The 11,823-nt window shown below is 42.9% G+C and carries 15 protein-coding genes; 11 read left to right on the top strand and 4 right to left on the bottom strand.

Annotated elements, in window-relative coordinates; genetic code table 11:
• Positions 1 to 212, bottom strand: a 212-nt coding sequence (locus tag E0H94_RS09525) for an NAD(P)/FAD-dependent oxidoreductase (protein ID WP_131326205.1), incomplete at its 3' end; no start/stop codon positions are given.
• Between the two features lie 188 nt (positions 213 to 400).
• Between E0H94_RS09525 and E0H94_RS09520 the strand changes: the two genes are divergently transcribed.
• The 5 genes from E0H94_RS09520 to E0H94_RS09500 all read left to right on the top strand — a co-directional run bounded on the left by E0H94_RS09520 (position 401) and on the right by E0H94_RS09500 (position 4,812).
• Positions 401 to 1,012 (top strand): DUF1285 domain-containing protein, encoded by a 612-nt coding sequence (locus E0H94_RS09520; RefSeq protein WP_131326203.1) that lies wholly within the window; start codon positions 401 to 403, stop codon positions 1,010 to 1,012.
• Between the two features lie 46 nt (positions 1,013 to 1,058).
• Positions 1,059 to 1,934, top strand: coding sequence for a glutamate racemase (gene murI, locus E0H94_RS09515; RefSeq protein ID WP_131326201.1), 876 nt, complete (start codon positions 1,059 to 1,061; stop codon positions 1,932 to 1,934).
• 109 nt (positions 1,935 to 2,043) lie between these two features.
• A complete protein-coding gene (locus E0H94_RS09510; RefSeq protein WP_131326199.1) occupies positions 2,044 to 3,057 on the top strand; it encodes a DUF4062 domain-containing protein in 1,014 nt (337 codons plus the stop codon).
• An 81-nt stretch (positions 3,058 to 3,138) separates the two neighbouring features.
• The gene (gene hemH / locus E0H94_RS09505) at positions 3,139 to 4,152 is read left to right on the top strand and encodes a ferrochelatase (protein ID WP_131326197.1); all 1,014 of its coding nucleotides are present in this window, start codon (positions 3,139 to 3,141) and stop codon (positions 4,150 to 4,152) included.
• A 15-nt stretch (positions 4,153 to 4,167) separates the two neighbouring features.
• Entirely contained in the window at positions 4,168 to 4,812 is a 645-nt protein-coding gene (locus E0H94_RS09500; RefSeq protein WP_131326218.1) for an MBL fold metallo-hydrolase, read from the top strand.
• Here E0H94_RS09500 and E0H94_RS09495 read toward each other — a convergent pair.
• Positions 4,809 to 5,000 (bottom strand): DNA gyrase inhibitor YacG, encoded by a 192-nt coding sequence (locus E0H94_RS09495; protein ID WP_131326195.1) that lies wholly within the window; start codon positions 4,998 to 5,000, stop codon positions 4,809 to 4,811. The genes E0H94_RS09500 and E0H94_RS09495 overlap by 4 nt on opposite strands.
• Positions 5,001 to 5,083: 83 nt before the next feature.
• On the opposite strand from E0H94_RS09495, the gene E0H94_RS09490 reads away from it, so the two are divergent.
• The 3 genes from E0H94_RS09490 to E0H94_RS09480 all read left to right on the top strand — a co-directional run bounded on the left by E0H94_RS09490 (position 5,084) and on the right by E0H94_RS09480 (position 7,416).
• On the top strand, positions 5,084 to 5,752 hold the full coding sequence (locus E0H94_RS09490) for an SAM-dependent methyltransferase (RefSeq protein WP_171462063.1): 669 nt from the start codon (positions 5,084 to 5,086) through the stop codon (positions 5,750 to 5,752).
• A gap of 3 nt (positions 5,753 to 5,755) precedes the next feature.
• Positions 5,756 to 6,943, top strand: coding sequence for a TIGR03862 family flavoprotein (locus E0H94_RS09485; protein ID WP_131326192.1), 1,188 nt, complete (start codon positions 5,756 to 5,758; stop codon positions 6,941 to 6,943).
• Between the two features lie 65 nt (positions 6,944 to 7,008).
• A complete protein-coding gene (locus E0H94_RS09480) occupies positions 7,009 to 7,416 on the top strand; it encodes a GFA family protein (RefSeq protein WP_131326191.1) in 408 nt (135 codons plus the stop codon).
• 92 nt (positions 7,417 to 7,508) lie between these two features.
• Here the strand turns inward: E0H94_RS09480 and E0H94_RS09475 are convergent, their stop codons facing one another.
• Both E0H94_RS09475 and E0H94_RS09470 read right to left on the bottom strand, forming a co-directional pair.
• The gene (locus tag E0H94_RS09475; RefSeq protein ID WP_131326189.1) at positions 7,509 to 8,060 is read right to left on the bottom strand and encodes a hypothetical protein; all 552 of its coding nucleotides are present in this window, start codon (positions 8,058 to 8,060) and stop codon (positions 7,509 to 7,511) included.
• 21 nt (positions 8,061 to 8,081) lie between these two features.
• A complete protein-coding gene (locus E0H94_RS09470; RefSeq protein ID WP_131326187.1) occupies positions 8,082 to 8,858 on the bottom strand; it encodes a class I SAM-dependent methyltransferase in 777 nt (258 codons plus the stop codon).
• A gap of 277 nt (positions 8,859 to 9,135) precedes the next feature.
• On the opposite strand from E0H94_RS09470, the gene E0H94_RS09465 reads away from it, so the two are divergent.
• The 3 genes from E0H94_RS09465 (at position 9,136) to E0H94_RS09455 (ending at position 11,792) form a co-directional block, all read left to right on the top strand.
• A complete protein-coding gene (locus E0H94_RS09465) occupies positions 9,136 to 10,425 on the top strand; it encodes a hypothetical protein (protein WP_131326185.1) in 1,290 nt (429 codons plus the stop codon).
• 117 nt (positions 10,426 to 10,542) lie between these two features.
• Positions 10,543 to 10,740 carry a hypothetical protein gene (locus E0H94_RS09460; RefSeq protein ID WP_131326184.1) on the top strand — a complete coding sequence of 66 codons (198 nt, stop codon included), beginning with the start codon at positions 10,543 to 10,545 and terminating at the stop codon, positions 10,738 to 10,740.
• 98 nt (positions 10,741 to 10,838) lie between these two features.
• On the top strand, positions 10,839 to 11,792 hold the full coding sequence (locus tag E0H94_RS09455) for a 2-hydroxyacid dehydrogenase (protein ID WP_131326182.1): 954 nt from the start codon (positions 10,839 to 10,841) through the stop codon (positions 11,790 to 11,792).
• The last annotated feature ends 31 nt before the right edge of the window (positions 11,793 to 11,823 follow it).

The following is an 11,823-nucleotide window of genomic DNA, read 5'->3' as shown; positions in this document are numbered from 1 at the left end:
AAGAGTTCATTGATGGCACGTGGTTCGAGTACAGCACCCGAAAGAATATGTGCACCGACTTCGGAGCCCTTTTCTACCACACAAACGGATAAATCAGATAAATTGTTTTCAATCGCAAGTTGACGAATTTTGATCGCAGCAGAAAGACCTGCGGGGCCTGCGCCTACGATAACGACGTCAAACTCCATCGATTCACGTTCGATGTGTTCCATGTAGGACTCCTCATATTACTTAAAGGTGGCAACTGTATGACTCTTTACAGTGCTGCCATGAGTGTTCTTAAATAGTCGGCACAACTGGATTATCGTGCCTTTATAGATTGTGGGCTAGTATAGTTTTAAACCGTGGTCTAGCCAATTGGCTGAATCATAATATTTTTACGTCATGCAGGCATTAATTCATGGTAAATCAAACTAATTCCAACAATGCGACGAATAATACAGCGAAAAATGATGATAAAAACTTAATGGGTATTGCACAATACTTAAAAAGTGCACAGGGCGGTCACAAAAGGTCAATCCCTCCTTTAGGGCAATGGCAACCAAAGCATTGTGGCCAAATGGATTTGAAGGTTTTGGCCAACGGAGAATGGTGGCACGAAGGTCAATTGATTAAGCGCCAGTCCTTATTAGACCTGTTTTCAAGCGTGCTTTGGAAGGAACAAGGTCGGTTTTATTTAAAGACACCTGTAGAGCAAATTGAAATCGAGGTTGAAGATGAACCTTTGTTCGTCAATCAAGTTGACTCTACGGTCATTGCAGGCAAAACATATATTCAATTTACTACAACCAATGCCGATCTGATTATTGTGGATGCTGAACATCCCATTTTTATGCGTGAATTTGCGCGCGAGTTGCGTCCATATGTGCATGTGCGCTTTGGGATAAACGCCTTAATTCAGCGTTCCGCTTTTTTTCATCTGATTGAAATGGGGGAGCTGCTTGAAAATGAGCAAGGAGATACTATTTTAACTCTACAAAGTGGCGATTTTCACTTGCAATTGGGCACCTGAGGTTTAAGCTTTGTTTATTCTGGTCTTTCTTTGTAAATAGTGTGTTATGACAGCCATTCATCCGATTTACCCCTTAGTTGATCCCATGCCAAAAGCGCAATCGGATGCACCCATTGGAATTTTTGATTCAGGTATTGGCGGGTTATCGGTGGCGCAGGAAATTGCACGCTATTTGCCGAATGAGCGCATTGTCTATTTTGCAGATACCGCGAATGTGCCTTATGGTCCACGTGAGGATCAGGAAATTCGTGAATTGACGGCCCGCGCCATTGAGTGGTTATACCGACAAGGCTGTAAAGTCGCTGTGGTTGCCTGTAATACCGCTTCAGCTTTTAGTCTGGATTATTTACGTGAACATTACGGAGAAAATTTCCCGATTATTGGTTTGGTTCCTGCACTTAAACCTGCCGTGCTGCAAAGCCAAAGTAAAACCGTTGCAGTGTTGGCAACACCTGCCACATTCCGCGGCAAGTTGATTCATGACGTGGTACAGCGTTTTGCTATTCCCTCTCAGGTGAATGTTTTAGCAGTGACATGTTTGGAGCTGGTGCCTTTTGTTGAACGTGGTCAGCAAATGAGTCCTGCCTGCTTAGATACTTTAAAACGCATTTTACAACCCGTTGTCGATCAGGGTGCGGACTATTTGGTACTGGGATGTACCCATTATCCGTTCTTGAAACCTGCAATTGAGTCGATTTTTGGTCAAAAAATGACATTAATTGACTCTGGCTATGCCGTTGCTCGTCAAACTTCCCGTATTTTGTTAAAAAATGAGTTATTATTTGAACAGAGACGGAAGGATGGTTTACCGCGGATAGCATGTTATGTCAGTGGAAATAATGCCAAGCATTTAGAAACGATTGTGCAACATCTCATTCCATCTGATTTGAGTTGGAGTATTGCGAATATTGTCATGAAATAAATGCAGAACAATAATCCGTCTTAAAATTTGAGTATCAATATTAGAAATTGGGGTTGTCATACTGTAAGACTTTGATTGCGGTATGCAAAAGAAAAGGTGAGGATAACCAATGATCGATAAGCGTTATCAGATATTTATTTCGACCTCTGGAGCAGATATGCAGCCAGAGCGCATGATTTTGTCTCAAACCTTAGTGGGCATGGGCTTTTTTTCGTGGGGACTGGAACAAAGGACTCCATTAAGTACCGCTTTTGCACGCCGTCAAATTGATGATTGTGATTATGTGATTATGCTTTTGGGCAGCCAATATGGTGAACAGTCGGTTTCTGGTGTGGGTTATATGCATCTGGAATATATCTATGCCATGACCAAGCAAAAGCCAGTTATTGTGTTTATGCATGAAGATCCTGCTTCGCGTGATCCTGCCTTACATGACCAGAAACCAGAATTGAAAGAAAAATTTAACGAGTTTCGTCAACTGTTACAGCAAGAAGTTGATCAGGTGTTTACTTACCGAACTTTGCGCGACTTAGAAATGGCAGTGCGTTTGAATATGACACAAATGCTGGAGCGTTATCCAACTACGGGGTGGGTACGACCTCAAAATGCACAAAAGTTACATGATGAAATTGATCGCCTTAAAGCCAAAATTGGTCAGCTAGAACGAGATTTAGGTACACGTGAAGTCGACCCATTTTTAACTTTGCCGAAAGTGGCAATGAATGAAGCCTTTAGTTTTGAATATCGTGTGCATGCGTATCAGGATGGTAATTTTAAAGAACTGAAGATTCAGAAAACCTTAACATGGGCGCAACTTTTAGCGGTATTGGGCAGTACTTTTTTAAATCCAACACCTGAAGAATATTTTTCTAAACGCATGAACGAATATTTAAATGAAATTGGATTGGCCGATGCGCGCATCGAAATGCCTCGTGCCCATGCGGTTGCACGCTCACAAATTAATATTCGTGCATTACATAATATTAAAATGCAGATGCGTCAAAATGAATGGATTAGTCCTGCTGGGCGGGATGACCGTCAACGCATGTTATGGAAACTAACCCAGAAAGGGCATCATTTATTAGAAAGTCATTTGCTTTCGGATAATCGTGTTTCTCTATAGAAATAATTGTATTTATTCGTATTTCATTTCATGGAAAAGTTGTTAAAGTGGGTGGGTTGAATTGGAAATGAAGGTCAACTCATGCTTGCGGAAAAAGCAAAAATCACCGTTATTTTAGCCAATTTGGGTACTCCTGATGCACCCACTGCACCTGCGGTCAGAAAGTTTTTAAAACAGTTTCTTTCTGATCAACGTGTCATTGAAATTCCCAAGCCGTTATGGCAAATCATTTTACGGTTATTTATTTTACCATTTCGTCCGAAACGTGTTGCACATGCCTATGCCAGTATTTGGTCTGTAGACTCGCCTATGCGAGAGATTTTATTGGCACAGGTAGAACAAGTTCGGACGACCTTAACGAAAGCGTATCCAGAGTTTGAGTTAAACGTGGTTCCAGCCATGAGCTATGGTCAACCTGGAATGGCAACGGTGCTTGAGCAAATAACCCAAAATCCGCAAGACCATATTATTTTACTGCCACTTTTTCCCCAATATTCAGCGACTTCAACTGCGCCTTTATACGATTTATTGGCTCAGTGGATGCAAAAGCAACGTAATTTGCCCGGCCTTTCGATTGTCCGCGATTATTATCAGCACCCTTTGTATATTCAGTCTTTGGCTCAGAGTGTGAAAGAGTATTGGGCTGAACATGGTCGCGCGGAAAAGCTCTTGATGTCATTTCATGGCATTCCACAGCCTTATGCTGATAAGGGCGATCCTTATGCAGACCGTTGTCGTAAAACAGCTCAATTATTGGCTCAGGCTCTGGATTTAAACGAGCAACAATGGGCCATTAGCTTCCAGTCACGTTTTGGTAAGCAAGAATGGGTTAAGCCTTATACGGATCAGTTATTGCAAGATTGGGCAGCTCAAGGAGTCAAGTCGGTTCAAATCATGAGTCCTGCATTTTCTGCCGATTGTTTAGAAACTTTAGAAGAACTCGCCATTCAGAATGCTGAATTATTTTTATCATTGGGGGGGGAGCAATATGCCTATATTCCTGCCTTGAATGCACGTGAAGACCATCTGCAATTGCTCTTGCGCTTATTGCAAGCTAATCTTGATGGTTTAAAACAAACATTAGCATCTGCCTAAGAGAGACCTGTGACTATGCTTCAAGTGAAAATTGTACCTGTAACTGCATTTCAGCAGAACTGTTCTATTCTTTGGGATTCTGAAAGCAAAGAAGCAGTACTGATTGATGCTGGGGGTGAGCCTGAGAAATTACAGGCAGAAGTTGAAGCATTAGGGTTAACGGTAAAAGCACTGTGGTTGACGCATGGGCATTTAGACCATGCAGGTGCAGTGGGTACTTTAAGCCGCATTTGGAATATCCCTGTGATTGGTCCACACAAGGAAGATCAATTTTGGTTAGATATGCTGCAAGAGGTCTCACAGCGTTATGGTTTTCCCATTCCAGAGAAAGTTCAAGTGACACAGTGGCTTGAGGGTGGGGAAACGTTGCACTTGGGCGAACAAAGCTTTGAAGTGCGTTTTGCACCTGGTCATACGCCAGGGCATGTGATGTTCTATAACGCAGAATATGGTTTGTTGTGGACAGGGGATGTGTTGTTTAAAGGGTCAATTGGGCGTACTGATTTCCCACGTGGGAATCATCAACAGTTAATCGATTCGATTCAGCGTGAATGTTTTAGCCTACCCGATGAAACGCAATTTATTTCTGGGCATGGACCACTTAGCACAATTGGTTTCGAAAAACAGCACAATCCTTTTGTAGCGGGTAAGGCGGGTTAATCTTCGTAATCATCTTCGCGGTGCTGTAGACCAGCTTGCGGTGCATCTTCGGTGGGTAATTTATAGTCATCGTTTGCCCAAGCACCTAAATCAATCAGCTTACAACGCTCAGAGCAAAATGGTCGATAAGGATTGCCTTGCCAAGTTGAAGGTTTACCACAACGTGGGCAAGCAAAGGTCTTCGGCATAATAGACTCCAGTGAAATAGATGGGAAGATTTGGTCAAAACTTTGTGCAGTGTTAGACTGGCGCAGATTTTCTTTAGTTTGATCTGATTATGCCGATTCGTCAATTTCAAGCACAGCATATGCATGCTCCGCGTGATTTTATCATGATTGATTCAGCGCCGATTTGTGTGGAAATTGGTGCAGGTAAAGGTAAGCATGCTTTGTTGTTTACTCGTGAGCATCCAGATAGCAAGCTGATTGCCATAGAACGAACCCGCGAGAAGTTTGTGGCGATGCAAAAACAGCATCAAGTAGAAGGGCAAACAAATTTACACACGGTGCATGCTGATGCTTTGCCGTGGATTGTGCATGCTTTGGCACCCCAACAAGTTCAGCAATTTTTCATTTTATATCCGAATCCAGAGCCGCATAATCCTGCGCAGCGCTGGCTGAATATGCCATTCTTCGAGTTTTTATTGTCCAGATTGCAAGTCGGTGGTCAGATTACGTTAGCCAGTAATATTCCAGAATACATCGCCGAAGCAGAACAACAACTCCAAGAGGTTTGGAAGCTACCTTATGTAAAAGAGGTGATTGCTTCTGATTCAGCACGGACCCATTTTGAGATTAAATATTTGGAGCGTGGGGAATTATGTCAGCAATTACTGATTCAAAAACCTGAGCATTACAGCACGCGCTTTGATGCTTTTCAGGCTTTGTCGGGTGTAAATATGCCAAAACCCCCTTCTGTTGATACGCAAAGTGATGCCTAAGTGATGAAGCAGCGGATTGCGATTATTGGAGCGGGTCCTGCGGGTTTAATGGCAGCAGAAGTCTTAAGCCAATGGAACTATGATGTGCATGTGTATGAACAGAAACCGTCTGCGGCACGTAAGTTTTTGATGGCAGGAAAAACGGGACTGAACATTTCGCATGCTGAACCGCTTGAGCAATTTATACAGCGTTATGATCAGGCAGATTGGCTTGAAAATTGGATCCGCCGTTGGGATGCCACGTGGATTCAGAACTGGATGCAAGGTTTAGGCATCGAATCTTATATCGGTTCTTCAGGGCGCATTTTCCCTATGGAAATGAAAGCTGCACCGTTACTCAGAGCGTGGCTCAAACGTTTAACCGAGCAGGGTGTACAATTTCATTACCGACATGCGTGCTTAGGAATTCAGTCCAATACTTTACAAATTAAAGATTTAGTTCAGCAACGAGAATTTAGTGAAGACTTTGATGCCATTGTACTGGCCTGTGGTGCGGTCTCTTGGCCGCAATTGGGCAGTGATGGACAGTGGCAGCAATGGCTAGCGGCAGCGCAGTTAAATCCATTTCAAGCCAGTAATGCTGGCGTTGAGCGAGCATGGTCTGCCTTTATGCAAACGGTGTTTGGGCAGCCATTAAAACGAGTTATGGCTTGGGTGAATGCTGCGGAAAAGAGTCAGGGCGATATTGTCATCACTCATTATGGCTTGGAAAGTGGCTTGATTTATAAGCAGGGTAGAGCTTTAAGACAGCAATCAGAAATGCAGTTAATGCTCGATCTGTTGCCTGAGCTGAGCCATGCACAATTGGTACAAAAATTACAACCGAGCAAGAAACAGTCTTTAAGCAATGTCTGGCGTAAAGCTGGTTTAGATGCAGCAAAAGCCAGTTTGGTCCGTGAGTTGGTGCCAAAAGCAGATTGGCATGACCCTGAAAAATTGGCGCAGCAGATTAAGCAGTTGCCGGTTGCTTTAACAGGTTTTCGTCCAATTGAAGAAGCCATTAGCTGTACTGGTGGCGTAAAACGCGAAGCTTTAACGGCGCAGTTGCAGTTGCAGCAACAGCCACAGATTTTTTGTTGTGGTGAAATGCTAGATTGGGATGCACCTACAGGAGGCTATCTATTAACCGCCTGTTTTGCAACTGGACGTGCCGCAGGTGAAGGAGTGCATGAATATTTGGCTTCACATTAAAAAGCGATGTAAAGCCAGAGATAGACATGCTAGTTTAAAACTCTTTCATTCAGAGGGCTGAACTGATGTCACAACATTGTTATGCTGGAAGCTGTTTATGCGGTGCAATTCGTTATGAAGTGCGAGGTGAAATTGGCGATGTTGTGCAGTGTCACTGCCAGCGTTGTCGTAAAGCCAATGGCACAGCTTTTGCCACCAATGCCCCGATTAAGAAAACAGATTTTCAGATCGTGCAAGGTGAACAATTTCTGAAAGCTTACCAATCCACTGAAACCACGCAGCGTTGTTTTTGTAGTGAGTGCGGTTCCCCAATTATGAGCATTAAAACGGATACACCAGAATATTATCGGTTACGCCTTGGGACTTTAGATACGGCATTAACGCAAAAACCGACCATGCATATTTTTGTTGACTCCAAGGCAGAGTGGGACAGCATTCAGGATGAATTACCACAATACAGTGAACGTCCTTAAATTTATTGCACTGCAATAAAAAACCAGATGACAACATCGTTGCATCTGGTTTTTTAGTTTAAAGCCTTCACTTTCTAAGTGATGAATCTGTATTAAGACTTACTTTTCTCCACAGGTTCATATTGTGCTTCCCAATGATCCAGTTGTTCTTGTGCATGTAGGAATTCACCCAAACCTTTAATATTATCGGGTGTTGAGTTGGGAGTATCTTGCGAAGCTTTACTGTTTTGATTTAATAACTTGGCTTGGTTTTCCCAATATTGTGCCATCAGCCCTTGAATATAGCGCCCTTGTTCGGTTTTTAAATCCAGATCTTTGAGCATGGTCAAGGCAGATTGAATATTGTCTTGTTTGCGGCTACGGGCAAATTCATCGGTGAGACTGCCGTTGTCGCGCATTTTAATCAGCTCATCTTCCATGGCATCACTCATTTCACTAAAACGACGGTCGTTGTCGACCAGAAGTTTAATGTCATGTTGATCATCCGCAGTTTTAGGAAACCCCTTAATGGGTGAAGATTCCAGTTCCTGCATCATCCGATCATCTGAAGGATCAGGTGCATCATTTTCATTGTTTTTGCTGCACGCGGTGAATAGCAGAGTACTACAGAGCAGTGGGAGCAAATAAGCTTTAAAGTGCTTCATTTCAGTTATCCTAAAGAATATTTATGTTATTTTCTTAAAGTTATACGCGTAGGTCACATAAGGGAAAGCAATTTCATCCTGTGCTGCTTTGCCTGTGTAATCGGCAACAATCTGTTCAAACTGTATTTTTAACTGCTGTTGTTGCTTTGCTGGCATTGCGGCAACAAAACTGGTCGAGAGGAGTCGTCCAGACACAACGTCTTCAACAGGTCCAATGTGAAGTTGCTGAAAGGTTTTGACCTGATCCAGTTCGAATAAAAATTGCTGTTCAAAGGCTTGTTGCCATTGCCCACTATGAAATCGTGGGGTATCCCCTTCGAGGGGTTCGAGCACATCTGCCAATGCTTTGACCCAATCGACTTGAATATCGCGTTGATTCCAGACCAAACCCAGTTGCCCATTCGGTTTTAAGAGTTGATGGATTTCATTCAGGCTTTCAATATTGGCAAACCAGTGGAAAGATTGGGCACAAATCACCGCATCGATACTTTCCGATGCAATGGATAACTGATCACTGCTGGCTTGTAGGGTAGAAATCTGTGGATAGGCTTGCTGTAATTGTGCCAGCATTTCCGCAATCGGTTCAACGGCAATAATATGGGATGTCACCTGTTGCAGATAAGGGAGGAATTTTCCTGTACCTGAACCCAAGTCGACCACCTTCGACTGCGCTGTCAGGTGGAGTTGTTGTTTTAACCACGTCACAATTTCTTGTGGATAATTTGGACGGACTTGTTGATAAAGTTCAGCGGCAGAACTGAAACCTTGCTGTGCGGCAGGATGAAGTGATTGTGTCATATTTTGCGCTTTTTTATCTGCTGTGCATCTATAAAATAACATAGTCCTTTCCGAATGATCTTAGCAAGCGTTGGCGGGACTTGTTTTTCTAATACATACATCTGTTGCAGCATACGTTAAAATGTTGTCACGGATTTTTAACGCCGTAGATTTATTTTGTTGTTGATTGTGATTCAGATGAGATCGACACATTCTCCTACATAGACAGCGTAATAAGCAGCTGGTCTATGAATTTTATTGATACAAAAAATTAGGGCCGATTTGTTTCGGTGTGGACATGGATAAACACATTATTTTTGAAGACGAACAAATTCGCGCTATTTTTTTAAAAGGCTCGTCTGACGAGTTAGTTTTTTCTTTTGGTGACTTAATTACTCGTGCCAAAGGACTGACAATCAATGCGGAAAAATCATTAGCCAAATTTGAGTTTAATGTGATTGGCATTATGCCCAAAGAAAAATCATGGTTTCCTGCGGAGTCCATGCATAACTTGTTCAAAGCGATTGAAGACGTGATTGCACCCTTTCAAAAACGCATTGGTTATGGCGGTTCAATGGGGGGCTATGCCGCGATTAAATATTCCAAGCTGTTGGGTTTAAGTCGTGTGGTGTCTTTGGTTCCACAGTTTTCGATTGACCCAGAAGTGGTTGAAGATAGCCGCTATAACATGTTTTACCATGCAGAACTCAATGCGAATATGCAGGTGCAAACGCAGGATATTGCGGCGGACTGTGAATACATCGTGGTCTATGATCCTTACTGTGCCGAAGACCGCGCGCATTTTGTTAAATTGGAACAGGTCATTCCAGACATTAAAGTCCTGAACTTGCCCTTTACAGGACATGATGCGATTGCAGTCTTAGCCAGCTCGGAGCTGCTGAAAGACTTTTTAACCCGCGAATTTGACAGTGTCTATTTCTATCAAAAAATTCGTCAGGTGAAAAAAGGCAGTAAGTTTTATTATCGTAAAGTGATTGAAACGCTATTGCCACACCATCGTCGTTCGTTGGGGAAAATTCTCAGAAACAATGACATGCAGTTGGATAGTCAGTTTTTTGATGCCAAGCTGAAACAAAGCATTATTCGTCAATTACTCAGTAATCGTCAGGTCAGTGAACAGGACTTGTTGAAACTGGGCATTCAGGTGAATTTGCCACAGGAAAGTAACAGTCAGTTGCTTGACAGTTTTGGGCATGGTCTGGTGTTTAACGTGATTAGCCAGAAAATTGAAAGCTATGTGCAAAATGCGATTAACCTGAACCATAAGTTCCTGATTCCAATTTTTGCCAAAGGCACAGATTTGGTTCAGATTAGTTTGAATGATGAACGCTATGTGATTGCCATGAATGACCGCCATGTGATGAAACTGTTCAAAGAGCAGGATGAATTGTCTGCGGGAATGCATCCGTTGGTGTTAAAAAAATATAGCGATTATTATTTGTTGAGCTACAAGCAATTTAACCTCAGCAGTGATGAATATGGCGGCAATGATTTTGTGGAAGATACGCCTGAAACCGCCAAGTTCATGACGCAACCCGAAGAATCGGAAGACGTAGAACAAGCCTAAAAATTAGGTGAATCTTATTCGATTTGGATGGCTTGATTTTTAACTCAATTGGTTTAAGATCGAAGAGTGGATAAAAAATATCCACTCTTTTTTATTTTCCACTTAAGGTCAGGTTGTATGAATAGGATATTTATACCTGCTGTACTTTTGTCTATCACACTGATTTTCAGTTTGATTTATCTCATTAATCAAGGCTTTGATTTGGCAGCCATCATTTTTTCCAGTGGTGTACTGGTGGTGCTGATGCTCGCGAGTTATGTTTATCAGCAAATCCGACTGTCTGTACGTGAGTGTATAAAAGATTCCACAAAATAGTGGATTTTTCTTTTTACGGTGTATGTCTTGAACCGAAATCTGCTTTGGCTTTTAATGAACAGCACATGAGTCATGAAAAATAACAGCAGGAGCAAGGGATGAGGGCAGTATTTTTAGATGTGGAATCTTTAGATCAGCATGATTTGGATCTGAGACCTTTAACTGCCGCTTTTGATGAGCTGATTTTATATCCTGCAACATCAACCGATCAGGTGCTACAACGCGTGCAAGATGCACAGGTCATAATCACCAATAAAGTACAGATTTCTGCACAAGTGATGCAGCACTGCCCACAGTTAAAACTGATTTTAATCTCCGCCACGGGTACCAATAATGTCGACTTAGCTCAAGCCAAAGCACAAGGCGTTGTGGTGAGTAACTGTCAGGGTTATGGCACTTCGGCAGTGGCACAACATACCTTGGCTCTGATGTTGGCATTGGCGACTTCACTGCTGAAATACGACCATGCAGTGAAGCAGGGTGTATGGAATAACGCTAAACAGTTTTGTTTACTGGACTTTCCGATTGTGGAACTTGCGGGTAAAACCTTGGGCATTGTGGGTTATGGTGAGCTAGGGCAGGCAGTGGCCAAATTGGCACAAGCCTTTGATATGCGCGTCTTGATTGCGACGTTGCCAGATCGCCCACAACGTGAAGGTCGCTTACCTTTGTCTGAATTATTGCCACAGGTGGATTTTCTCACACTGCATTGCCCGCTGACCGACTCTACCCGTAACGTAATCAGTACGGATGAATTTGAATTGATGAAAGCCAGCGCCTTTCTGATTAATTGTGCACGCGGGGGAATTGTCGATGAAGCCGCTTTGGCACAAGCTTTGCGTGAAGAGCGTATTGCAGGTGCTGCGACTGATGTATTAACAGTAGAGCCACCGAAAGATGGCAATGTATTACTGGCGGCAGATATTCCAAATTTAATTATCACGCCGCACAGTGCGTGGGGCAGTGTTGATGCACGACAGCGTATTGTGCAACAGATGGTGGAAAATGTGGCTGCCTTTCAGCAAGGCCAGCCAATTCGCCAAGTTGCCTAACTAAAATTGAAAAAAGCGCAGTCTATAGGCT

The sequence above is a fragment of the Acinetobacter sp. ANC 4173 genome (assembly GCF_004331255.1).
Classification (GTDB): Bacteria; Pseudomonadota; Gammaproteobacteria; order Pseudomonadales; family Moraxellaceae; genus Acinetobacter.
Note: the sequence above shows the minus strand (reverse complement) of the source record. Positions and strands in the feature narration are given on the sequence as shown.

Bases quoted from the DNA above. Each gene is read 5' to 3' on its own strand.
- E0H94_RS09520 (WP_131326203.1), top strand. From the start codon at position 401: ATGGTAAATCAAACTAATTCCAACAATGCGACGAATAATACAGCGAAA.
- murI (WP_131326201.1), top strand. From the start codon at position 1,059: ATGACAGCCATTCATCCGATTTACCCCTTAGTTGATCCCATGCCAAAA.
- E0H94_RS09510 (WP_131326199.1), top strand. From the start codon at position 2,044: ATGATCGATAAGCGTTATCAGATATTTATTTCGACCTCTGGAGCAGAT.
- hemH (WP_131326197.1), top strand. From the start codon at position 3,139: ATGCTTGCGGAAAAAGCAAAAATCACCGTTATTTTAGCCAATTTGGGT.
- E0H94_RS09500 (WP_131326218.1), top strand. From the start codon at position 4,168: ATGCTTCAAGTGAAAATTGTACCTGTAACTGCATTTCAGCAGAACTGT.
- E0H94_RS09495 (WP_131326195.1), bottom strand. From the start codon at position 5,000: ATGCCGAAGACCTTTGCTTGCCCACGTTGTGGTAAACCTTCAACTTGG.
- E0H94_RS09485 (WP_131326192.1), top strand. From the start codon at position 5,756: ATGAAGCAGCGGATTGCGATTATTGGAGCGGGTCCTGCGGGTTTAATG.
- E0H94_RS09480 (WP_131326191.1), top strand. From the start codon at position 7,009: ATGTCACAACATTGTTATGCTGGAAGCTGTTTATGCGGTGCAATTCGT.
- E0H94_RS09475 (WP_131326189.1), bottom strand. From the start codon at position 8,060: ATGAAGCACTTTAAAGCTTATTTGCTCCCACTGCTCTGTAGTACTCTG.
- E0H94_RS09470 (WP_131326187.1), bottom strand. From the start codon at position 8,858: ATGACACAATCACTTCATCCTGCCGCACAGCAAGGTTTCAGTTCTGCC.
- E0H94_RS09465 (WP_131326185.1), top strand. From the start codon at position 9,136: ATGGATAAACACATTATTTTTGAAGACGAACAAATTCGCGCTATTTTT.
- E0H94_RS09460 (WP_131326184.1), top strand. From the start codon at position 10,543: ATGAATAGGATATTTATACCTGCTGTACTTTTGTCTATCACACTGATT.
- E0H94_RS09455 (WP_131326182.1), top strand. From the start codon at position 10,839: ATGAGGGCAGTATTTTTAGATGTGGAATCTTTAGATCAGCATGATTTG.